At 48.9% G+C, this 22,590-nt stretch carries 24 protein-coding genes; 10 read left to right on the top strand and 14 right to left on the bottom strand.

Going from position 1 to position 22,590, the window contains the following annotated elements:
• Positions 1-277 precede the first annotated feature (277 nt).
• The 8 genes from HOLDEFILI_RS02635 to HOLDEFILI_RS02600 all read left to right on the top strand — a co-directional run bounded on the left by HOLDEFILI_RS02635 (position 278) and on the right by HOLDEFILI_RS02600 (position 8,097).
• Positions 278-778 (top strand): PTS sugar transporter subunit IIB, encoded by a 501-nt coding sequence (locus HOLDEFILI_RS02635; RefSeq protein WP_006057836.1) that lies wholly within the window; start codon positions 278-280, stop codon positions 776-778.
• A gap of 54 nt (positions 779-832) precedes the next feature.
• Positions 833-1,609: a PTS mannose/fructose/sorbose/N-acetylgalactosamine transporter subunit IIC gene (locus HOLDEFILI_RS02630; protein ID WP_006057835.1), complete on the top strand. Its 777-nt coding sequence runs from the start codon at positions 833-835 to the stop codon at positions 1,607-1,609.
• Positions 1,602-2,399: a PTS system mannose/fructose/sorbose family transporter subunit IID gene (locus HOLDEFILI_RS02625; RefSeq protein WP_006057834.1), complete on the top strand. Its 798-nt coding sequence runs from the start codon at positions 1,602-1,604 to the stop codon at positions 2,397-2,399. The genes HOLDEFILI_RS02630 and HOLDEFILI_RS02625 overlap by 8 nt, the downstream gene beginning before the upstream one ends.
• Positions 2,400-2,467: 68 nt before the next feature.
• Positions 2,468-3,514, top strand: a complete 1,047-nt coding sequence (locus tag HOLDEFILI_RS02620; RefSeq protein ID WP_006057833.1) for a hypothetical protein — start codon at positions 2,468-2,470, stop codon at positions 3,512-3,514.
• A 20-nt stretch (positions 3,515-3,534) separates the two neighbouring features.
• Complete coding sequence (locus tag HOLDEFILI_RS02615; RefSeq protein WP_006057832.1) at positions 3,535-5,556, top strand: BglG family transcription antiterminator; 2,022 nt, start codon at positions 3,535-3,537, stop codon at positions 5,554-5,556.
• A gap of 124 nt (positions 5,557-5,680) precedes the next feature.
• Positions 5,681-6,091 carry a PTS sugar transporter subunit IIA gene (locus HOLDEFILI_RS02610; RefSeq protein ID WP_006057831.1) on the top strand — a complete coding sequence of 137 codons (411 nt, stop codon included), beginning with the start codon at positions 5,681-5,683 and terminating at the stop codon, positions 6,089-6,091.
• A gap of 118 nt (positions 6,092-6,209) precedes the next feature.
• On the top strand, positions 6,210-7,052 hold the full coding sequence (locus HOLDEFILI_RS02605) for an HAD-IIB family hydrolase (RefSeq protein WP_006057830.1): 843 nt from the start codon (positions 6,210-6,212) through the stop codon (positions 7,050-7,052).
• Positions 7,053-7,242: 190 nt separating this feature from the next.
• Entirely contained in the window at positions 7,243-8,097 is an 855-nt protein-coding gene (locus tag HOLDEFILI_RS02600) for a Nif3-like dinuclear metal center hexameric protein (RefSeq protein WP_039863776.1), read from the top strand.
• Between the two features lie 198 nt (positions 8,098-8,295).
• Here the strand turns inward: HOLDEFILI_RS02600 and HOLDEFILI_RS02595 are convergent, their stop codons facing one another.
• The 6 genes from HOLDEFILI_RS02595 to HOLDEFILI_RS02570 all read right to left on the bottom strand — a co-directional run bounded on the left by HOLDEFILI_RS02595 (position 8,296) and on the right by HOLDEFILI_RS02570 (position 11,007).
• The gene (locus tag HOLDEFILI_RS02595; protein ID WP_039863943.1) at positions 8,296-8,562 is read right to left on the bottom strand and encodes a DUF7660 family protein; all 267 of its coding nucleotides are present in this window, start codon (positions 8,560-8,562) and stop codon (positions 8,296-8,298) included.
• Between the two features lie 70 nt (positions 8,563-8,632).
• Positions 8,633-8,959 carry a MazG nucleotide pyrophosphohydrolase domain-containing protein gene (locus HOLDEFILI_RS02590; RefSeq protein ID WP_006057827.1) on the bottom strand — a complete coding sequence of 109 codons (327 nt, stop codon included), beginning with the start codon at positions 8,957-8,959 and terminating at the stop codon, positions 8,633-8,635.
• Positions 8,960-9,080: 121 nt separating this feature from the next.
• Positions 9,081-9,473 (bottom strand): cytidine/deoxycytidylate deaminase family protein, encoded by a 393-nt coding sequence (locus HOLDEFILI_RS02585; RefSeq protein WP_006057826.1) that lies wholly within the window; start codon positions 9,471-9,473, stop codon positions 9,081-9,083.
• Between the two features lie 129 nt (positions 9,474-9,602).
• Positions 9,603-10,079 (bottom strand): signal peptidase II, encoded by a 477-nt coding sequence (locus tag HOLDEFILI_RS02580; RefSeq protein WP_279625253.1) that lies wholly within the window; start codon positions 10,077-10,079, stop codon positions 9,603-9,605.
• A gap of 200 nt (positions 10,080-10,279) precedes the next feature.
• Positions 10,280-10,759 (bottom strand): imm68 putative immunity domain-containing protein, encoded by a 480-nt coding sequence (locus HOLDEFILI_RS02575; protein ID WP_006057824.1) that lies wholly within the window; start codon positions 10,757-10,759, stop codon positions 10,280-10,282.
• Between the two features lie 77 nt (positions 10,760-10,836).
• Positions 10,837-11,007: a hypothetical protein gene (locus HOLDEFILI_RS02570; RefSeq protein WP_006057823.1), complete on the bottom strand. Its 171-nt coding sequence runs from the start codon at positions 11,005-11,007 to the stop codon at positions 10,837-10,839.
• Between the two features lie 217 nt (positions 11,008-11,224).
• On the opposite strand from HOLDEFILI_RS02570, the gene HOLDEFILI_RS02565 reads away from it, so the two are divergent.
• Positions 11,225-13,168: a BglG family transcription antiterminator gene (locus tag HOLDEFILI_RS02565; RefSeq protein ID WP_006057822.1), complete on the top strand. Its 1,944-nt coding sequence runs from the start codon at positions 11,225-11,227 to the stop codon at positions 13,166-13,168.
• A gap of 469 nt (positions 13,169-13,637) precedes the next feature.
• Here the strand turns inward: HOLDEFILI_RS02565 and HOLDEFILI_RS02560 are convergent, their stop codons facing one another.
• The 8 genes from HOLDEFILI_RS02560 to HOLDEFILI_RS02525 form a co-directional block, all read right to left on the bottom strand.
• Complete coding sequence (locus HOLDEFILI_RS02560) at positions 13,638-14,726, bottom strand: MBL fold metallo-hydrolase (RefSeq protein WP_006057821.1); 1,089 nt, start codon at positions 14,724-14,726, stop codon at positions 13,638-13,640.
• A 75-nt stretch (positions 14,727-14,801) separates the two neighbouring features.
• Complete coding sequence (locus HOLDEFILI_RS02555) at positions 14,802-16,175, bottom strand: MATE family efflux transporter (protein WP_006057820.1); 1,374 nt, start codon at positions 16,173-16,175, stop codon at positions 14,802-14,804.
• A 42-nt stretch (positions 16,176-16,217) separates the two neighbouring features.
• Positions 16,218-16,643, bottom strand: coding sequence for a PTS sugar transporter subunit IIA (locus HOLDEFILI_RS02550; RefSeq protein ID WP_006057819.1), 426 nt, complete (start codon positions 16,641-16,643; stop codon positions 16,218-16,220).
• 133 nt (positions 16,644-16,776) lie between these two features.
• A complete protein-coding gene (locus HOLDEFILI_RS02545) occupies positions 16,777-17,313 on the bottom strand; it encodes a hypothetical protein (RefSeq protein ID WP_006057818.1) in 537 nt (178 codons plus the stop codon).
• 21 nt (positions 17,314-17,334) lie between these two features.
• Positions 17,335-18,177 (bottom strand): PTS system mannose/fructose/sorbose family transporter subunit IID, encoded by an 843-nt coding sequence (locus tag HOLDEFILI_RS02540; RefSeq protein ID WP_006057817.1) that lies wholly within the window; start codon positions 18,175-18,177, stop codon positions 17,335-17,337.
• Positions 18,177-18,965, bottom strand: coding sequence for a PTS sugar transporter subunit IIC (locus HOLDEFILI_RS02535; RefSeq protein WP_006057816.1), 789 nt, complete (start codon positions 18,963-18,965; stop codon positions 18,177-18,179). The genes HOLDEFILI_RS02540 and HOLDEFILI_RS02535 overlap by 1 nt, the downstream gene beginning before the upstream one ends.
• Before the next feature lie 51 nt (positions 18,966-19,016).
• On the bottom strand, positions 19,017-19,505 hold the full coding sequence (locus tag HOLDEFILI_RS02530) for a PTS sugar transporter subunit IIB (RefSeq protein ID WP_006057815.1): 489 nt from the start codon (positions 19,503-19,505) through the stop codon (positions 19,017-19,019).
• A 298-nt stretch (positions 19,506-19,803) separates the two neighbouring features.
• Positions 19,804-20,505: a hypothetical protein gene (locus tag HOLDEFILI_RS02525; protein WP_039863773.1), complete on the bottom strand. Its 702-nt coding sequence runs from the start codon at positions 20,503-20,505 to the stop codon at positions 19,804-19,806.
• A 66-nt stretch (positions 20,506-20,571) separates the two neighbouring features.
• Here HOLDEFILI_RS02525 and HOLDEFILI_RS02520 point away from each other — a divergent pair, with 66 nt between their 5' ends.
• Positions 20,572-22,515, top strand: coding sequence for a BglG family transcription antiterminator (locus tag HOLDEFILI_RS02520; RefSeq protein WP_006057812.1), 1,944 nt, complete (start codon positions 20,572-20,574; stop codon positions 22,513-22,515).
• Positions 22,516-22,590: the final 75 nt, after the last annotated feature.

Below are 22,590 nucleotides of genomic sequence, written 5' to 3'. Positions count from 1 at the left end.
GGAAGAGGCATTCCTGAGTCTGCCCCCCAAAAGCGACAGACTTCGCCCGTCTTTCAGCGTTCATTCCCGAAAATTCAACAAAAGACAACAATACTAAGGAACTTATCTGACCAATTCCAGGCTATTTCCAGTTTTTGGCATCATTCTTTTGAAAACAAGCATGGAAAAGGCTAAATTCTAGTGGAAATTGATATCCTATAATAAAAAAATGTAAGCGTTTATAATTAGTCTATCAGATAAATATGCATATTTGATTGATACGAAAGGAGATTGTTTTATGAATGAATATCTGCAGAGCAGCGGCATCGTTGACGTCCGCGTCGATGACCGGATGGTTCACGGTATCGTTGCTACCATGTGGATTCCAGAGAATCACTGCACCCGGGTTATGGTTGTCAACGAAGATGCTTCCAACAACCAGGTGATTCGCAGCACGCTGAAAATGTCCGTGCCGGCCGGCGTCAGCCTGTCGGTCCTGGCTCCGGAAAAAGCCGCGGGCAACATCAAAAATGGCAATTATGCCGATCAGCGCGTGTTTATTGTCGGCCGCGAGATTCAGGATGTTTACGCCTTATATAAGGCCGGCGTTCAATTTGCCCGGGTCAATCTCGGCAACGTTACCCAGAATACCGGGGAAACGCTGATCCTCGACAAGACCGTGCGGGTCAACGCCGAAGAAAAAGCGATGCTGCGCGAAATGCGCGATGCCGGCATTCAGATCACCTGTCAGTTTAGAACGGACGATCCGATAAAGATCTGCAAGGAAGTTCTGGATTAATTGTAGTGATTCAAAGTTTCAATCAATCAAATTGATTAAGAAAGGAAGAGAGAAATGTTTACTCCAATTCAAATCATTCTCGTTTGCGTGTGGATGTGGGGATTCACCGTCATCGGAATGAGCGTTCAGCTTTTCAGCTACGGCGTGGCGGTCCTGCATGGGTTTGTTACCGGCTTGATTATGGGCGACGTCGCGACCGGCCTGACGGTCGGCGGTACTCTGTGCCTGATGGGGCTGGGGGTCGGCGGTTACGGCGGATCCTCCGTTCCGGATTACGCGATGGGCACCGTTGTCGGCACCGTCTTCGCGATTGCGACCGGCGGCGGCGTCGAAGCGGGCTTAGCGACCGGAATTCCGGTTGCGACCTTGGGCACGCAGTTTGATATCCTCGCGAAAATGTGCGGCTCCTTCTTCATTCACAAACAGATGGACTGCGTTGAAAAACACCAGTTCGATAAAATGGGCATCTGGGCACATGGCTGGAATATCTTCCGGGCCACGTTATACACCCTGCCGATCTTACTGGTTATGACCGTCGGTTCCGGGATTATTACCACCCTGTTGGCAAACATGCCGCTGTGGCTGACCAAAGGGCTGAACACCGCTGCCGGGATGCTGCCGGCCGTGGGCTTCGCGATTCTGATGAAATATCTGCCGATCCGCGAATACGGCGTCTTTATGATCTTCGGCTTCGCGGCCGCCTCCTACCTGGGACTGTCGATGGTCGCGATTTCGATGTTCGCGTTCGTCGCCGCCTACATGGTCTATAAAGGCTTAGAAAAGGGCAATACTGCCGCGGCGGCCGGAAACGGAGGAAACTACGATGAGTAACGTATTAACCAAAAAAGATCTCCGGCGCTGCTTAAACCGTTATATCTTCACGCGTCAGTCGCCGTTCAACTATGAAACGATGCAGTCAGGCGGCTGGGTCTACTCGATCCATCCGGCCATGGAAAAGATCTATGACGGCGACGCCGATCTGTTAGCGGAAAAGTACAAGGATCATTTCAAATTCTATAATACACATCCATGGATGGGCAATATCATCCTCGGCGCGTGCATCGCGATCGAATCCACGAAGGATCCGGACGCAACCAAACAGGCCGTTGAAATGCGGACCGCGCTGATGGGGCCGCTGGCCGGCATCGGCGACGCGATCATCTGGATCATGTTTATGACGATTCTGGGTGCGATTGCCGCGTACATGGCGCTGGAAGGCAGTATTGTCGGCTGGGTCATCGCCGAAGCCATTCAGCTGGTCATCTGGTTTGCCTTCTACAAGCTGTTCTTCGTCGCTTATGAACAGGGCGTCACGTTTGTCACGACCCGCAGCGCACAGCTGCAGCACATCACGGAAGCGGCTTCCGTGCTCGGCCTGTCCGTTGTCGGCGCGCTGGTCGCTTCGACCGTCAACGTTAAATTCGGTATTACGATGAGCTATGGCGAAGTTGTGCAGCCGGTCAACGATCTGCTCGATTCGATCATTCCGCATTTCGGCAACGTCGTCACCGTCGCCCTGATCTATTGGGGTTTAGGCCGTAAGAGTATGACGTCCGGCAAGATGATCATCATCGTGCTGGTCGCCGCGATCGTTCTTTCAGCGATTGGGATTCTTGCCTAGCCGTCAATTTAGGTACTCACGAAGCACGCAGTATTCTTGCGTGCTTCCTTTCATAAGAGGAGAACGATATGATCCGATTTCAAGAAAACACCGCCCAGTTCATGGATGAATTCGTCCGGCGTCATACTGAATTTGAACAGTTGATCGATCAAGGGCGCTTCGCGGAAGTCAACCCGCGGCTATTGTCGATGATCGACGCCGTGCTGCCGGGGTTTGCCTTCCGGCTGATCCGGACAGAATCCGGGAAAAAGATCCATCTTGAGCTGACGACAACGCTGGATCCGCTCAAACGGATCCTGGCTTTTTATTTCTGTTCACGCCTGCCGGAAACGCTGCGGTCCCGCTGGTGTTTCGATTTCTGCCACCCCGCCTTTAAGGGCAGTTTCACGCAGGACGGCATCACCTGGTCGCCGGCGGAAATCCAGGTCATTCCTTCATTTGACAACAAGCGTCATCGGCTGAATTTGTTGGTGGAGAAGAATCCGAAATTCAAAGGGCTCCGTGAGGAAGACTGCTTCATGATATTATATATGATGCTTTCCGACGCGCTGGGCGAAACCGCTGTCGACGCCTACCTCGGATCGATTCAGTTTCTCGACAAGGTCGGACGCCTGACGCATCGTGGAAAAACCCGGGTATCGCTGCTTGAACTGGGAGCGGTGCTGCAGGAAGAATGTAAAAAACGCGGCTGGATCGATCCCCAGGACATCGTTTTTATCGCAGAAAATTATACCCGGCGGACTAAAAAGCTGCAGCTGCGCCAGGACATCACCGAAGGAATCAGCTTCTGCCTTCCGCTTTTAAACGAAGAAGGCGAACCGGCGGAGAAACAGCGTTCCACCGCACTCTTGCGGGCCTGCCAGGCTGGTTATTACAGCGTTGTCGTTCCTACCGCGCCGTCGCTGCCGAAAAACGAAAAGATCGCGCAGCGGGAAACGGTTGAAAAAGAAGTCAACCGGATTTTAAGCGAACATCATGGCGGCATGTTGATCAATGCCGCACTGGGCAACGCCCATGGCTACGTTGACTTTCTCGTCTACGATCCCGCTTCGCTGAAGGCCGTGCAAACCTGGGCCGCCGCGGATTCCCGGCTGGAAGTTCTTGAAATTCATTGACGATCCCAGGAGGTGAACGGATGAAGGAAAAACTGCTCCCGATCCAAAACCAGCTGCTCGACCGGCTGAACCGGACCAAAGAACCGGTGAGTTCCCAGTTTCTCGCAAACAGTCTGGGTGTTTCCAGCAAAACGATCCGTAAGAACCTCAACCAGCTCAATGGCTACCTGGCCGGTCAGGGCGCCCGCATTGCCTCCAAGACAGGCAGCGGCTACCGGCTGATCGTCGAGGATCCGGAAACATTTGAGCGCTTTATGCAGAAAAATACGATGCGCAGTTCACAGCTGATTCTCAATCCGGTTCAGGTCGACCGCGCGCACCTCATCATCCGCACGCTGCTCTGCCGACAGGATTATACCCGGATCGAAGAACTGGAAGATCTGCTTTTCATGAATCTGACCAGCGTGAAGCAGATTCTTAACCGGGCCCGTGAAATCCTGAGGCTGTTCGATTTAAAAATTGTTTCCAAAAGTCGGCACGGCATGAAAATCAGCGGACGCGAGCATGATATCCGGCTATGTCTGAATTATGAATACGGTAATTTTTCAACCACCTCCCTGCCGCTGGCCCAGCCTGAGGAATATGGCCGGCTCTATCAGTTTGACCCGCAGATCCAGCAGCGGATCGAGCTGATCATCCGGTCTTTGCAGGAGATGTTTATCAGCTACAACCTGTCGGTATCCAGTCTGGCTTCGCTGAGCCGGTTGATTCTGATTTCCGCAGTCCGCAGCCAAAACGGCCATCCGCTGGACTATCCAGAATCCACAATCATCCGTTTCACCAACCGGAATTCGTATTACGTCGCCAAGCTGGTCCTGAACCAGTGTGCCGAACTGCTTCAATGTACTTTTATCCGCGAGGATATCATTCTGCTTGCGATCGGTTTCGTCGGCTTCCGGATTGCGCTGAGTCCGGACGAAATGTTCCGCGACGGTTTTCTCGAAAGCAAGGATATCGCATTTGACCTTGTTCAGCACCTGGCGCAGACCAACCAGTTCAGCTCGATCAATAAGGATATCAAGCTGGTCGATGACATCGCGCTGCATCTTGACGGATTGTTCACCCGTTCCCGCTATCATCTGCGCACGACGCAGTTCGCCAGCGAGGTGCAGGTAGAAAGTTCGCTGATGTCGCGGAAAATGGCGATGCAGGCGATGGTGTATCTGCATGAGAAATATGAAATCGAAATCAGTGCGGAGGAAATCACGCGGTTAGCACTGGTGATCCATCCGGTCTTCGGCCGCTTCCCGTGGAAGTTCAGGAAGATCCGCGCCTGCTGCGTGTCCAATATCGACAAGAGCGTCGGCCGCGGACTCGCCGAACGGCTGATGCGCAACTTCGGCCGGTTTATCGAACAGATCGACGTGCTGGAATTGTATGAGTTAAAGGCAATGGATCTGAGCGGCTATGAATTGTTATTCACCTCCTACAATCCGGAGATGCTGGATTTCCTGCCGCCAACGCTGACCGTTTTTCAGCTGGATTTGTTTTTCGATGAAAGCACCAAGCGCACGATCCGCAGTCTGTTCGTCAACGGCAATCATCACAGCAATTTCAAAATCCGCAGCGATCTGCGGCCGGAGCTGATCTTCACTGGCGTGGAGGCCGCCAGCGAGGATGCCTGCCTTGAACTGATCGGACAATCGCTGAAGCCGCTGCTGGACAGTCCGCAGGCGCTGACGGAGGATCTGCGGACCTGTGAAAAGATCATGGCGTCGCAGCCCCGCGACAATGTCGTCATTCTGAGCGGACTGCATTCGCATACCCCGGGCGTGACGATCGGCGTGTTTGTCCTGAAACGGCCGATTCCCTGGAATCACAGCCTGCACAAAGCGCAGATCATCGTCTACTGGGATCGCGGCCAGGTAGCGAAAGACGCCGAACGGTTTGAAAATGAATACGTTCCGCATCTGTTGGAAACCGTATTCCACGACCGGCTGGTGATCGACGAGCTGGTTAAGAATCCGGATTATGAGCGCCTGATGGATGTAATTCTGGAATATCATTTTGCGGTGCTGACGCTGGGAAGCAGCTTCCGGTAAACGGCCTGTAGTCTTTCCCGTTATTATTTTCCCAGAGTCTGAATTAGAACCATGGCAGATGGCGGCGGTTTGAGGACTTCCGTTCTCATAACCCCCAATTAAATCAAAGAAAGAAGGAAGAATTATGCGTAAAATTGTTCTCTTAAGTCACGGCGGGATGGCGAAAGGCCTCCTGAACACCTTAAGTATTTTCACAGCCAATATCGATCCTATCACAGCGATCAGCGCCTATGTCGACGACTGCGATCCCAAAGCGGAGCTGGAGCGGTTTTGGACGAGCGTCAACGATGACGATCAGGTCGTCCTGTGCACCGATATCCTGGGCGGCAGCGTCAATCAGCTGGCCCTGCCTTATCTTTCCCGGCCGAACACCTATCTGTTTACCGGAATGAATTTTCCGATGCTGCTGCAGCTGACCTGCCTGGATGAAAACGCAACGGAGGCTGAGATCAAAGCGCTGGCCGACGTCGGCAGAGAAGCGGTCATCTGTATGAATGATTACGAGTTCCCCCAGTATGATGATGAAGATGAATAAGCCGCATACTGAAGCGGAAACAACGACGGATAAGCGGAAATCTCAACTTCCGTTCAGGTCTGATTTCAGAGTAAAATAAGAAGCAAAGAGAAAAAAACCAGGGGGAAAAGAAACGCTTATGATTAAATGGATTGTCAGCGATCTTGACGGCACATTGTTTGAAGGGCATGGAGAAACAGTCTTTGATTTAAGTCCGGCCAATGAAGCGGCGCTGCAAGCGGTTCAGAATGCAGGAATCGAATTCAGCGCGGCCAGCGGACGGATGATCGGCTACGGTATTCATCTGTTAGAAAAATATGGTTTCCCCCACATCCGAACCGCAGGATTTAACGGCGCTGTCTGTTACGATCAGGGACAGTTCGTCGTTACTCATGCGCTGGCAATCCGTCATATCCGTCAGATTGTCGAGATCACCCGGAAGGCATGCCCGCAATGCACTATGATTCAGGTTCAAGGTTTGAATTCTGAACGGATTCTGGCTAATCTCCAGGATCCCATCGCTGAACATTATCGGAAAGAATGTGCGAAGCTGGGAATTGGACAGGTTATGGATTTCACGCTGGATCAATATCTCGATGATTCCCAGGGTATTCTCGCTGGCAAGCTTTCCTTAACCTTTGATTCTCAGGAAGCCTGTCTTGCGGCCCGCCGGCAGCTGAGCGAACAGTTGGATCATTCCTGTTTTATCGCGCAAAGCGGCGAACGGCTTTTGGAGATCGGAAGCGGTTCAGCACATAAAGGAGTTTTTATTGATTACCTCAAACAGACCTATTCGCTGCGGGCGAACGAGATCGCGGTCATCGGCGATTCGCTTAACGACGCGGAAATGTTTGCCGGGGCGGATCATACCTTCGCGATGCAAAGCGGCAGTCCCGAGCTGCAGCGCAAAGCTGGACACATCGTAGAATCCGCCGCGGATGCGATTAACTGGTGTCTCGATTATAACGTCCATCAAGCCTAAATCCGTCTCATAAAGCGCAGAGTCATAAACGGCTGCGCTTTTTTGTGCTTTGACAATTCTGGCCAGCATCCGCAAACTGACTTTCAATGAACCAAATTTTGAAATGTTGATTCTCGTTTCTGATTCTATAATAGACAAAGAAGAAACACCCAAGGAATCCGGGAACTACGCCGGACAGGAGGAACTCAAAATGAAAATCCAGGAAATTATCGACAAGCTCAAGGACTGGCACGAACCCTTCATTGAATCTCCGCACGGAACCCGTGATCAGATTTTAACCGGGGATCCAGATCAGGAATGCACCGGGGTCGCTGTCACTGTCTGCGCCACTATGGAGGTTCTGCGAAAAGCGGCGGCCCGGAACATCAACTTCATTATCACCCATGAATCCATCTTCTTTGGCAGCGGCAACACCGAAGAAATGTTAGCGAACAACGCGGTTGCCATGGAAAAGAAGCAGTTCGCGGACGATCACGGGTTGGTCGTCTGGCGTGATCATGACCGGCTGCATGGCAACGGTTTGCCCTTTCAGCCCCAGCGAGTGAATCCGGATTCCATCTTCACCGGCATCCTGTCTGAACTGGGATGGGAGAATTATGTTGCGGACGATCCGCTGAAACCGCTGCTTTACCAGATTCCGCCTGTTCCCGCGCAGACACTGGCCGATTTCATCCTCCGTCGGTTTGAATTAAACGGTCTTCGGATCGTCGGAAATTTAGATTGCGAAGTTTCCTCCGTCCTGTTCTGCGAGCATGTGACAGGCTCGCCCAAGGATGCCGAGATCATCCGGAAAGCGGAACAGGCCGACGTATTGATTCCCTTTGAAATCTGCGATTATACGCTGACACAGTATGTGATCGACGCCGCGGCTCAAGGTCGGAACAAGGTTCTTTTGGAAATGGGACATTTCAACTGCGAGGAATTGGGTATGAAGGCGATGGCCCGCTGGCTGCCGGAGGTCATCGGCAACGCCTTGCCTGTAACTTTTATCAAGGCCGGAGATAAGTTTCAATATCGGACGGCTCCGATCTGTTCTGAAAGATAAAATTATTTCATGCTATGAAACAAACTTGAGAATCAGTATGTATCAGAGGACGCTGAGCGCTTCGCCGCGTCCTTTTTCCAATAAAAAAGCAGCGGATCGTTAAGCTTTCGCTGCGGGAAGTCAGTTTCCTTATTAAATATTTAAATTTTAACGTATTCGAAAATCAGTGAGATTGAAACTTTCTTTGAGACGTATCTTCTATTCATAGAGCTTTCCCATATAGAGAATTTTAGCCAGAACCTGAAAATCAACCTCTGTCCAGGCTATATTTGAGGACGGACTGGTCGAATCGTCTTCTATCCAGCTCGCCATTTGCCGCAAATAGTCAGAGATTGTTGTATTTTCCCATTCCTCAAAATGTTGTTGATAATCCGAAGATAAATCTTCAAGAAAACGGATGAACTCTTCTTTTTTTGAAATCGTGCTGATCTTTTCGATCCAACCGCATTCTTCTTCAGTTTTCATTTCATTCATCCCTTCTTTTCTGAGAAGTTCCTCGATTCCCGAAATCCTGAATCTCTTCAATAGAACTTCCTTACCAGCGTTTCATATTTTTTTTAAATTTTTCGATGTACGCGGATTTTAATTCCTCTGACGAGATATCATAACATAAGAGAACATCATTGTAATACATCAGAACATCCGCTAATTCCTCGATCAACTCTTTTCTTACTGCTTCATTCTGGCAGGCATTCCGATCACCCTGTTTTTTTACGATGTCGATCACTTCGCCCACCTCGCCGATCATCCAAAGTAATTTGTTTTTACCGACCTCCGGAGAGATCCCTTCCCATTGTTCTTTATATTTTTCCTGCAGCTTTCTCTGCATTTCTTTCATTTCATTGATCGTAAATTCTTCCATTGTTTTTTCCTCGATTTTTCTGTTTTTTGATTGCCAATGTTCATTCCAGAATGATTACCACGATTTTACTGATTAAAGTTCTTATACGAAAACTGATTACATTTAATAAACTGGAATTTATTCAACCGAATAAGAAAAAGGCAGAAGTGTTTTTGCTTTGATTTTTTTTAAGCTCTCCATCTACTGATACAATGACGTCACAATCCGGCATATAGTCATGCAATATCTGGCGGCAGTTTCCACAAGGCGGTATGATTTCCTCACCCTCTTTTCCTCTAACTGCAACTATAGCGTCAAAGTTCCTTTCTCCATTTGTGATTGCTGTTCCTATTGCCACTTGCTCCGCACAGGCCCCATGCAAAGAATAAAGATTTACGCCAACATATACTTTGCCGTTTTTACAACGTATAGCTGCTCCTACGGTATGATTACAGTTCTCTTGATCGTAGTTTAGACGAATTGCTTTTTTCGCTTCTGCTATTAACTCATAATCTCTTTCTTGTAATAAATTCATATGCACATCTCCCCAAATTCAAATTTATCGATCCTTTAAACTGGAATTTCTGAATATCTTATTTTTCAAATGAACTCGTTCATGATCCGTTCTTTCGCTTCCAGTTCCTCCATCCTTGAAATTGAATTTTTACAATTTAAACTTATTCCAGCAAAAACGCAGATACTCTTTCACTGATATTTCCTGACTATGCGAAATTCCAAGAATCACAAATGGAATTCCTGCCATCGTTATATAACAGTCTTTCAAATCAAAAATAAAGAAATTGGGAATCTGTAGAAAATCTAGACTTCCACCCCAAAACAACTTATCGATCAAACTGCACAAGCATCCCGCTAATCCGAAAATCATTATTATTTTTACTGGAAAACTAGTGTTTTCTCTTTTTACCTTATACAATGAATAACCCGATATCAAAATCCCCAAAGCAAAAACATTTAGAAGAATCGTTAAGAATGGGTTTGATAACGGATCAAAAAAATTTCCGATATAAGACAAACGGGTATTTACTACCGGATTAAATCTAAGGATTCCGGACAGAATATCAAATTCATACGACATGAATTTTCTTGATATCATTATTTTTAAAGTTTGATCTATCAGAATTAAAAATAATATTGGAATGATAAAAAACTTAAACCTCTTAATAAACCTGACCTCCCTTCAAATTCTACTCTATCCGTTATTGAAACAGAAAATTTATTATTTCAGCGAATTATGACGTTCACGATATTCCTGATCATAAACAGAAACGATCCTGCAGCATTGGCGTTTTCGATGGCGATACTCATAAATCTGAAATTTGCTTATTCAAATAATTCCTGACGGAGATTCTCACACTCTTGCGCCATTTCTTTCATTTCTTCATCGGGTACCATTTCATGAAGATCATAGGCAAGCGGATCTTTCGTAAAATCAGCCAGCGCTTTATTCATCAAAGCGTTCTCCTCTGAAGTAGTCGTTATCCGAATAGTCCGATCTGAAGCAGGATTCTGGATTAACCGTAAAGGGACCTTTCCATTGACCCGGCATTCTAACAGAAGTGCGGCCAGATCGGTAACAAGATCGATCGCAAAATCAAACTCATGTTCCCAACCCTCTTTATCTTTATATTCGAGCGGAACTTCCGTGTTTCGGAAGTTCCAGTTCAGCTTATCCAGACCCGTATCCGCAAAGATTTCCCTTAGCGGAATTTCATCTTTCTGCTTTCCGGCTAAATAATCCAGCAAGGTCAAGCTGTCGTCTGTTCCTCCGATATAGTTGCCCCAATATTTTTCAATCACCATTTTATCTGCCTCTTTTCTTATTTAAGTTGCCAGCATCCCAATCATATTTAATCGATGTATTCAAAGGAATCGTCTTGTTAAGTTAGATTCCTTGCGATGACTGCAATTACACAAACCAACAGTATGCCGCCGCTAAAGATCAGAATGATTCTTTTAAGCTTCTGATCCGCTTTAAAAGCCGCATCAATTTTATCTGAAAACAAAGCACAGACTATGGCTAAGATTAAGAATATCCACGTGATTTTCATACTCTTTCCCTCGCGTACACACGCCGCTCTCTACGGTTATTATAACTTCATCGACTGCTCTTCACAATTGGTATGTACCGCTTTTAAATGAATTCAGAAAAGACATCTGATTATATTAGATTTTTTTCGGTTATTTTTAAGTTTCCGCCTTCTCTCTGCCTTTCCATTGCTCAAATTACCTCAGAACGTTTTATAATAGCTAGTAGAGGGAAAAACAATGTTAAGTACAATTGGAAGGAAAATCTTACAGCACATCTCATCCTGCGACAGTTATGTCAGCGGTGAGGAGTTAAGCAAAATCTGCAACGTTTCCATCAATACGATCCGTAAGGAAATCGATTTGATCAACCACGAGCTGGCCGGCAAAGGCTGCTTTATCGAGACCAAAGTCGCTGTCGGTTATTCATTGACCATTCGTGATCCGCAGGCGGCCGCGCCCTTTCTCACCCAGTCGCTCAAAGAATTCCGGCGCTTTGATTACCTGAACTATTCTGCGTTTTCCATGGCCTATCTCATCCTGATGAAGCTGTTGACGGCTTCTTCATATACCTCTGTTGAAGCGTTAGTCGGCAGCCTGTTCTGTTCACGCAGCACAATTTTGCGCACACTGGATCAGGTACAGCTGATTTTGAATCCGTTTCAGCTGGAGATGAAAGTCCGGCGGAACTATGGCCTGATCATCCAGGGTGACGAATGGTCAAAACGCATCTGTCTGATTTTTATACACAAAGTCTTTGCGCATGAAAACAAGCCGCAGATCTACACTGGCGCTTTTGGGGCGTTGTTCTTAAATCAAACTGATTATCCGCAGATTCTTCAAGATCAGATTCTGCGCTATTTCGGAAACCACCCGGATATCACAATCCCCAACATTCATGTGATCAAACTTACGCAATATGTTCTGTTAGCGAAAACTCGGTCCCGCTATGCTTCGGAAATTCAATACGATTCATCCCGGCAAAACCGGATCCGGCAGCTGCGTGCCTATACTGCGGCCAAGGAGCTGTATGCCGTATTCCCGGCTTATTTTAAAGAGAATCTCCATGAAAATGATATTCTGTCGTTAGCCGCGCTGATCGCCTGCTGCATGACGCTGAAAAGCACCGATCAGATCCCCTTGGAGGACCAGCCCGGGATATTTCAGGAGGTTCGGGACAGTCTTGCCTTTATCCGTCAGTACTACGAGTTGGAAGGCTGTTTGGACACTTCCTTTTACAATGCGTTCGCGTGCTATCTTTATTGTCTGAACCTGAAAAAAGAATTCAACTTCTGCACGGATTCTGAAGAACTGACAACCTCGACAAAAATCGGACTGTGGACTGCCGACCTGTGTTCCTTATTCGCTCTGTTCTATAAAAATAAGACCGGTGTGCATCTGAATGAAACCGATCTGGCGGAAGCTTACTATATTTTTAACGCTGCGATCTACAAACAGAATTATACGTTCAACAAAATGAACGTCGCCGTCGTTTCCCGTCAGGGTCGCTATTACAGTGAAAGCTTCGCAGCCCGGCTTATGACATCTTCCAGCCGGTATATTAAAAACATCCGTGTTTTGGAGGTGACTGAGCTTTATGAAACGGATCTTGATGTTTACGACGCGATCATCACCGATATCTATTCATCCTCCCTGCCGAAGAAGGATCACAGCACTTATATTGAATTCAATCATCATCGCGACAGTCCTGAATACAAAGACCTCTCTGATTTTCTGATTCGGTATTTTAATCAGCAGGCGCTGCCGTTATTCCAGGCGGTCAATTTCCGCAAGACTGATTTCAAGCGGAAACAAGACGTCTATGACGCTATTTTCTCACTTTATGCGCAGGAGCTTGGCGACCGCGAAGCCTTCTTCCGCGATTTACAGTTGCGCGACAGCTTTATCAGCAACGAAAAGAAACAGGATCTGGTGCTGATCAATACGCTGGCACTGCGGATTCCCCGGCCGGTTTTTGAGGTGTTCGTCAACCATAAGCCGATTGCCTGGAATCAGAATAAAGCGCACGTCTTCATCTTTTATCAATATGGCGACGGCAGCCGGGAAAACGTCCAGCGGATCAGTTATTTGTTGAAACAATTTCTTCATCAGAACGCGCTGTTCCTCAATACGCTTTATGAGCAGAGTTATGATGAGGTAGTGGACTGCTTTAATATCTTATAATTCTGGGGCTAGGAATATAAACTAAAGCTCCTGTTGCTTTCCTGCTGATTATCACTAATAATTGTTATCAGCAAGATTATCAGCGAGATGATTAGCAAGAGAAGATGCTTTAATCATGATTAAGAATAAAATTATCGAATTTAAGAGAGAAAATACGGATGATGTAAATTATAGAAAATCCAGTAAATCCCTAAACAATCTAGAAGCTTTAGCCGCAGACACCCGTGAAAACATGATTATCTCATTGTTTGAAGAAAAGGATTTGATTGTTCGTAAAGATGTAGAGACCGCGTTAGGCGTGTCACAAGCCACCTCTGTGCTGATTCTCCGCGAGATGGTAAATAAAGGTGCGCTCAGAAAAGAAGACAGGATAAAGCGTTATAAAGCTTTGTCCTGCCTTCCCTTTTACTTATCAGGTTCTATGAAAGAACCTGATAAGGATAGCAGCATTTCTTTCTTATTTAAAACTTTATTCTTCCGTAAACTGCCGCTTATAGACACGATCCGGACTATACCGCAATGCCGTCCACTGGTGAATATTCTTTGTCAGGGAAATATGCGTTTTTCCATCCCGCTCGAAGCTCCGTTTCCCGTCAGCGTTCTCCGGGTTCTCCAGAATCCGCGTTACGGTATCCAACAGATACTGCAGGATCAGCGGCGACTGATCCCAGGCCCCGTGGCCCGGAAAGACGCCGTCGATTTCCGCGAACCACGGCTGAAGTTTCTTCAGCGCCTCGCTCATCGCTTCCACGGTACAGAACTCGCCATACGGCGTTCCCTTCGGACGTCTTCCGATGCCGGTGATATCCCCGCAGAATAACAGATGCTTCTGCCGGTCATAATAACCGCACTGCCCCGGCGTATGTCCCGGAAGCAACACCGCTTCCACAATCACGCCGCCGCCCAGATCAAATTCATGACCGTCTTCAATTCCGATGATTTCATACGGAACATACGCTTCCCGATGGTCGCGGTCGACGACGATATCCCGCTTGTCAAAATGCGTGTAGACCGGATCTCCCGGCGGAATCAGTTCATCCCAAACCTGGATCGGTTGGTCCGTATTGTTAAACAAATAATCCCAGATATCCGGATTGTTTTTTGTCATCAAATCCGGAACTTCATGGCGGTGGCAGTATACCCGTTCAAACTGACCGTTGCCGTAACAGTGATCATAATGGGCATGCGTGTTGCAGACGATCACTTCCTTATCGCCGATCAAATGGTGGATCAGTCCCTTCAGATCGCCAACGCCGAACGACGTGTCGATGAGCAGCGCCTTTTCCGGACCGTCGATCAGATACATCCAGACGTCGCCCGCTCCGTCAAAGCTGTCATTGTAGAAGGCGTACACATGATCGCGCACCTGATAAACCTCGGTGTACGGATTGATGTCCGGATAGAACTGTTTCAGCGAGCTGGTTTCCCGCAGTACTTTCATAAACGACCAGCGGACTGGGTGTTCCGTTTCCCAGACGATGCGTCTGGATTTCAAGTCGGAATGGATGGGACGCGGTGTCGCGCCCAGGGCTGTGTTTTTCTTAAAGCTTCCCGGCATAAAGATTCCTCCCGTCTTTTCTTTTTTTATAATTCTTCGTTGTGTTGAGATCAAACGTCAGTCTTGTCAATCCCGCTATTCGCTCAACAATTTTCGGGTCTTCCACTTGCCGCTGAGATAATAAGCGATGCAGATCAGACCGTTGACAATGCGCGAACAGGCAACGCCGTACCATAAGCCTTCATAGCCCATGTGAAAAACATTCATAAACAACAAGCTTAAACCGATCTTGCAGATGACTCCGTCCAAGAGACCTAACAGAAAGCCCAGCTCGACAAATCCGCAGCCGGTAACCATCGCCTGGAAAGAACCGGTGATCGCCGACGCGAAGAAATGAATCGTGAAGATCCGCAGGAAGGTGGTGCCCAGCTCGATGACTGCCGCATCCTGAGTGAAGATTCCGAAGATGACATGCGGAATCGTAACGCACAAGAGCGAAGATACACCGGCCAGCACAACACAACAGCCCGCTGTGACCAGTGTCGTCTTCCCGGCCCGATCCGTTTTGTGCGCACCCAGATTCTGACCGATCATACTGGCTGCCGCCGTATCGACGCCTGAGATGAAGACCTCCAGGAACTTCTGCAGCTTGTTGCCGACGCCGTTAGTCGTAGAAACGACAACGCCGTAAGCATTCGCCGACGCGTTGACCCACAACATGCCCGTGCGGACCATCAGGGAACGGAATACCTGCGGAATGCCCAGCTTGATTAGTACTTTCAGAATCGGCCAGTCAATCTGGAAATAACGCAGCTTGAGCTCGAAGTCAAAATGTTCGCGCTGAATCCACAGATAAGCAAATGCGGCCAGAAAGGAGCCCAGCTGGGAAGCCACCGTGGCCAGCGCCGTCCCGGCTGCGCCCATGTGGAACACCGCGACTAACAATAAGTCCAGAACGATGTTGACCGCTGCCGCGACTAAGATAAACAACAGCGGTTTCTTCGATTCACCCATTCCCCGCAATACGCCGCAGACGGCATTGTAGCCGAAAATAAACGGATACCCGACCGCGGTAATGATCATATATTGGGACGCCTGGGACAACGCGACCTCCGGACAGTTCAGCAGTTCCAGAATCGGCCGGCAGAACACGATACCGAAGCCGGTCAGCACGATCGAACAAAGGATCGTAAACGAAAGCAGCGTGCCGACGGTTTTCTTCATCTTATCTTCCAGTCCCGAACCGGCCAGCTGCGCGATGTAGATCTGACCGGCCGCCGCAAAGCCCATCGCCACCGGACTGACCAGATCGGCCATTTCTCCGCCGGTATTGACCGCGATGCTTCCGACATTGCCGACAAACTGACCGATGACCGACAAGTCGACCATCGAATACAGTTGCTGAACGATGTTAGTCAGCACGATCGGGATCGCGAAGACCAGCAGGGTGGTTAAGATCCCGCCCTCCGTCAGATTGGTTCCGACCTTGCGTTTTGCGGCCGCCGTCATGCTGCGGATCCCCCTCTCTTTTTCAAAGAGGAAGCGATGAGGTTAATCGTCATCCTCATCCGACTCCGATCCTGCCTGAGCCAATAACAGTGCGCCCGCATCCTGAATGGCCTGCCGGCCATTTTCAATAATCGCGGAAACCTCCGCCGGCTGTGTTTCACGCATCCCCAGTAATTCCAGAATCATCGGCAGATTCATGCCGACGATCAGATGTACCTTTTCATTGACCAGCGTCAGCGCCTGATTGCATGGCGTACCGCCCAGCATATCTGCGAAGATCAAGACGCCGTCCCCGCTGTCGACCTTCGCCACCTTCCGGCATAATTCATCATGAAACTCCTGCGGAGAATTCATTTCACGCAGCGCACAGATTTCAAATTGCGGCAGATCGGCGCCGAACAACATTGACAGGGAATCAGCGATTCCCTCCGCCATCTTACCGTGGCTGATTAGTACAAGTCCAACCATTGCTGCGACCTCCTTTCTTTCTTTTCTTTTTCCGAAAATCTTATTTTTTTCTTATCCGTCATTATCATTGTCACTCAACTAAAGAATTGTTCCGTCTTGCATACCTATCGCATTCACTTTTTAAAGGAAATCGTCAGACGGCGATTTCCTTTATTTCCTGAACTTTTGAATTTTGTTTGTCTTTGACCGTCAGTGCCAGTCTCTTCAGCCATTGCCGCATCCGTTCCTCATCCTGTTCGAACGCCCGTTCCGGTATAACCAGCTGGGTGTGATCGGTAAAGGTGACGATCAGAAAATCCGGCATGACGAAATAATTCAGCGGTTCCTTTTTCACACCGTTGACCTCGTAGTCACCGGCCTTTTCTTCAAACTCAATGGAATCCCAGGCCAGCTCGTTTGCGGACAATTTGCGCTTGGCTGCGCTCTTGCAGAGATGGTGGTAAAATCTTGGCGCGATGACAAAGATCCAGATTAGGGAAAAGGAAACGGCGAGCAGCCAGGCGATCAATGAATTTCCTTGTTGAAACCCGATCATCAGCGCCACGCTCAGCGCCGGTCCCCAGAGAATCGAGATCATCCGTGTCAGCCGCGTTTCATGCGCCGTGCTCAAAAGCAGTTCATAGTAATGCAGGGCATCCTCCTGAGTCCATTGATAATTCAGTTTCTGCATAACCGTTTCCTTTCTTTCGCTTTACGCGAGAATCGTGGTCAGATAACCGATGATCGCTACCGGAATCATCCACAGCATGATCTTGGTCGCCGACCATTTCTTTTCCTTCACTAAGTAATAGACGATAAAGCAGATGATTAACGTCAGGATCTTCGGGAAGAAGGCGTCCAATACGTCGGTCTGAATGTTGATGCTGGTCTGGCCGAAGGACGCGACCAGGTTGGTTCTGACATTCATAATACCGGCCAGCACGCCGCCGATAACCGTCACGCCCAGCGCTTCAAACGCGGGAATGACGCGATCCTTCATGTTCGAGCTGACCAGGGTTTCCGCACCGATGATCCCGGTTTTATAGCCTGCTTTAAATAACGAGTAGCACAGGATCCCGTTGATGACCGTGTAGGAAGCAAACAGGAACAGCGGGCCGAGAATCGAGCCGTCGGTGCTTAACCCGATCGCGATCGAGATCAGGATCGGCGTGATCAGCGCCTGGATCAAGGAATCGCCCAGACCGGCCAGCGGCCCCGCCAGCGCCTGCTTGATCGACTGAATCAGCTCGTTGGTGATTGAATCATCATGCGCCCGTTCAACTTCCATGCCTAAGACGATCCCATAAATCACGGCGCCCAGACCCTGCTGGGTGTTGAAAAAGACTTCGTGGTTGCGGCATAATTCCTGCTGCTTCACGGTATCTTCCGGATAAATCTCATCCGCGACGCGCGCCAGCATACAAACCATCGAACAGCCGAGCATCCGTTCCCGCGTAAAGTTCATTGGAATCGACCAGTTGTAAGCCCAGAAGGCTTTGTTGACAAATTTCTTATCGCTCTTTAACGCCTGCAGGCGTTCCATGTTCTGCGTCATTAGTCGTCATCCTCCTCAACCGCGGCGCCCGCCAACTGTTTACCCGGTGTAAACTGGAAAATCAGATAAGCGATGACGCAGCCCATAATCGTAATGGAAATGGTATCCCAGCCCAAAGCAGCGGCCAGGACAAAGCCGAACAGGAAATAAATCCACTGGAACGGCGTGTGAATCAGCGTGACCATCAGGATCATGAAGCCGATTGCCGGAAGCAGACCGGTAAAGGTCGAAGTGATCGCGTTGATCTGCGGCGGCAGTGCGTTAACGATGTTGCTGATGACCGCGGATCCGGCCAGGCAGAAGACCGGCACGATAATCATGCAGGAAACAAACGTCCAGATGTGACCGCAGGCTGGAAACCACCAGGCCTGTTTGATTTTCCCCTTTTCAATCAAAGCGTCCTGACGGTGCAGGAACCCGACTTTGACCAGGTTGCCGACGGTGTTCAGAATGTTCTGAACCGCCGCGAACGCCAGCGCGATCGTCAGGCATTCCGCCGCGTCGCCGCCTGAAACAAGTGTCAGCGGCAGCGCAAACCAGAGCGCGACGTTGATACTGGGCAGGGTCGCGACCCCGCCGATCGACATTTGACCGATATAAGCAGCCTGAATGACGCAGCCGATAATCAGCGCGTTTTTCATGTCGCCCATGATCAGACCGATGATCATACAGTGGATCAGCGGCTTGCTCATGATGTTCATGCTCAGCCAGCCTAACGGGAACATTCCGGTCGAAACCAGGAAGCAGAAGAGTCCAAGCAGAATCGCTTGCAGGATTGTGATTTGCATCGTATTTTTCTCCCCTTTCTCATTTATAGAAATAAAATACTTAATGCTTGCTTAATGCTGGTTCTGAATATCCTTGAAATACAGCTCCGGCTGACCGTCCCCCGGGAACTGCTGGAACTGGATCGTCGCTCCCAGCGCATCCAGTTCTTTTAACGCAGCCAGTTCCTCCTCATTGACCCAGATGTCGCGGCGAACCCAGAAGCCGTCTTTTTCCTTCGGCATGTTCGCAACGTTGATCGTCTTCATCAGATCCGGGATCGCCTTGTAGATTTTTAACAGCGTCGATGGACGGCGGGTGATAATCAACGTCCGTTTGTCGTTAATCATACACTTGCGGATCGGCGTCAGCGCGTCGGCAACTGAATGCACGGTGACTTTCACACCCTGCGGCGCGGCCATTTCAAAGATCCGTTTTAACATTGGATTGGCGGCGGTCGCATCATCCACGCCGATCACGCGCGTGATTTTGTTCAGCGGAATAATTTTGGTCTGACATTGGCCGTGGATTAAACGGTCGTCACAGCGGATAAATACAATCATCAAAAGCACCTCATTTCTTACGAATTGGTTTAAAGCTGGATTTTAACATTCCCCTCGACAGCTCTTATTGTATCGAAGTTGAAAGCGGTTTCTAATTCAGTTTTTAATCTTTAATCCTGCACATTTTGAACGGCTGAGGGCACAGAAAAACCCATTTCCAGAACCTTGGAAATTTGTTTGAAATTCTCAGGAAGTTCAAAACAAAACAGAGTTTGGAACAAACGCAGCCGCCGGCTGTCCAATCTTCCGGCTTCTTCCATCTGGAAAAGAACGATGTCTTTCCCGGGAATCCGGAAACTCAGATTCCAGCGTTTTCTTCTGCGGCGATGTCGTTGCCGAGAATCCGCAAATCACTTAAAGTCAGATGAATAACCTTTTCCAGGGACGTTCCCCGCAGCAGCGTTCCAGCGGTGGTTAATGTTGTTTTCGCCTTCTCCGTCTGACCGTCGAGATAGTAGGCTTTGGCCAGCGACATCATCAGCCGGCCGCGGTTCTGACCTTCATTCCGGCTCACCTGACTTTCCAGAACCGGAATCACGCGGCGATCATAAACTCCATACAAACTCTGGTTAATTTCATTTTCTTCCCGTAAGTCCGCAATCATGCCCTGCAGCGAAGAGTCCTGAATTTGATCCAGCTCCTTCTGGATAACCTGAAACAAAGAAACATCGCCGGTCTCCACCGCCGCCGAGCTGCACAGCTGCAGGTAAGCGAGCTTCTGCGCCGCCTCCAGCCGCATAACCCGGATGGCAGGCAGAATCTCTTTCGCCGCATCCCGGTTGCCGGAAGCCATCTGATCGCTGGCCCGCAAAAGCAGAATTGTATTGGGATTCAGAAACACCGCCGCGCTCCGGGCATAAATCACTTTGCGGTATGCGTCGTAATCCTTCTTCCGCAACGCCTGTTCCAGCTGCCCGGCCAGCCGCTTCTTCATCAATGCGGAGCCGAGAAAGACGACGAGGATCAATAAAATCAATAAAATTACAGAATATGTCAACATAACCTCTCTCCTCTTCATGCAATAACCCTGAAAATCCGATATAATGGAGTTCAGGAGAAAACAAAGATGCTAAACGAACTTGGAAAAACGCTCTTGCAGCAAATTGCTGCCTGCCATGATTACATCAGCAGTGAGGAACTCAGCAAAATCTGCAACGTCTCGATCAACACCATCCGCAAGGAAATCGATTTGATCAACGATTATCTCCGCGGACACGGCTGCTTTATCGACACCAAGATCGCTGCCGGCTATTTTCTGACGCTGGACCAACCTGAGCTGGCACGGCCGTTTCTGGCAAAAATGCTGAAGGAATTCCGGCAGTTCCGTTATCTGAACTATTCGGAATTTTCCACCGCGTATACGATCGCGATGCGGCTGTTAACGGCCTCGTCGTATACGACAATCGACGCGCTGACAAATAGTCTGTATTGTTCTAAAAGCACCGTGCTGCGGACACTGGACCAAACGCAGCTGATTCTTGATCAGTTCCATCTGGATTTAAAGAACAAACGGAACTATGGTCTGTATATCGAAGGCGATGAAGGATCGAAACGAATTTGTCTGATCTTTATGCACAAGGTTTACGTTCATGAAAATCCGCAGCTTGTCCGCACCGGCGTCTTTAACGCCCTGTTTCTCAATCATACCGACTATCCGGGCGTGGTGCGCGAATGTGTGCTCAATTATTTCCGTCAGCATCAGGAAATCACAATCCCCAACATTCATTTTGTCAAACTCGCACAATATCTCGCATTGGCGAAAACTCGATCTTCCCATGCCGGAGAGATTCATTTTTCAGCTGATCAAATACGTCAGCTGCACAGTCTTCCGGTCTATTCCGCTTCCCAGACGATTTACGCCTCACTGCCCGCTTATTTTCAAGAGGGAGTGACAGAAACGGATATCCTGTCCTTCGCGGCGTTGATTGCCTGCTGCATGACGGTGAAACATCCGTCACGGATTCCGGAAAACGAGCGGGCCGCGATCGAAGCGGAAGTCAGGGAGATAACAGCGTTTATCGCAAAATATTACGATGTCAGCGGTATTTTTGACGATCATTTTCATCAGGATTTCACCTGTTATCTCTATGGCTTGCATCTCAAGATGGAATTTAATTTTTCCTCGGATGCGGAAAAGCTTCCCGGTTCTACAAAAATCGGCCTGTTATCCGCGGATATCAGTTCGCTGTTCGCACTGTTTTATAAAGTGAAGCACGGCGTATATCTGCGGGAGGTGGATCTGGTCGACGCGTACTATATTTTCAATTCAGCCTTATACAAGAACAACGCCTATTACAACAAAATGAACCTGGCGATAGTTTCCCGCCATGGCCGGTATTACAGCGAAAACCTGGCGGACCGGATGCGGGTGCAATATGGACGCTACATCCAGACGTTGGACATTCTGGAATATACGGAAGTCTTCGCCTGCGATTTGGAGCACTACGACGCGATCATCACAGATGTCAACCGCAACATCCTGCCGAAAACCTACGCCGGCGCACTGATCGACAGCAATCTCAATCATATCCAGTCGGATCTCAATTCCCTTTCCACATTTCTGATTCAGCGCTTCAACGCGAAAGCGCGGACCTTATTCCGGGAAAAGAACTTCCACAAATGCAGCTTCACCTCGCAGATGCAGGTCTATGACGCGATCTACAAGCTGTATCAGAACGAGATCGGCGATCACGAACATTTCATCCATGATTTAAAGATGCGCAGCAGTTTCATCAGCTATGAGAAGGAAAAGAATATCATCCTGATCACGCCGCTGGCACTGCGGATCGCACAGCCGGTCTTCGAGGTGTTCGTCAACAAGAAGCCGATGCTGTGGGAACGGGCAAAAGCGAGCGTTTACATCTTTTATCAACAAGGCAACGGAAGCAAAGAGAACGTTCAGATCATTTCCTACCTGCTGAAGCAGTTCATCCACCAGAACGAGCTGTTTATCAACACTCTGTACGACCGATCGTATAAGGATGTCGTCGGGATTTTCCATGTGCTTTAAAAAAGGGCTGTCATGGGTTGGAATTTGCGTGACAGCCGTTGGTTTTTTAGAGAATACCGAAGAAAGCGAGAATGA

The sequence above is a fragment of the Holdemania filiformis DSM 12042 genome (assembly GCF_000157995.1).
Classification (GTDB): domain Bacteria; phylum Bacillota_I; class Bacilli_A; order Erysipelotrichales; family Erysipelotrichaceae; genus Holdemania; species Holdemania filiformis.
The sequence above is the reverse complement of the archived record's forward strand: the minus strand, read 5'-3'. Positions and strand labels throughout refer to the sequence as shown.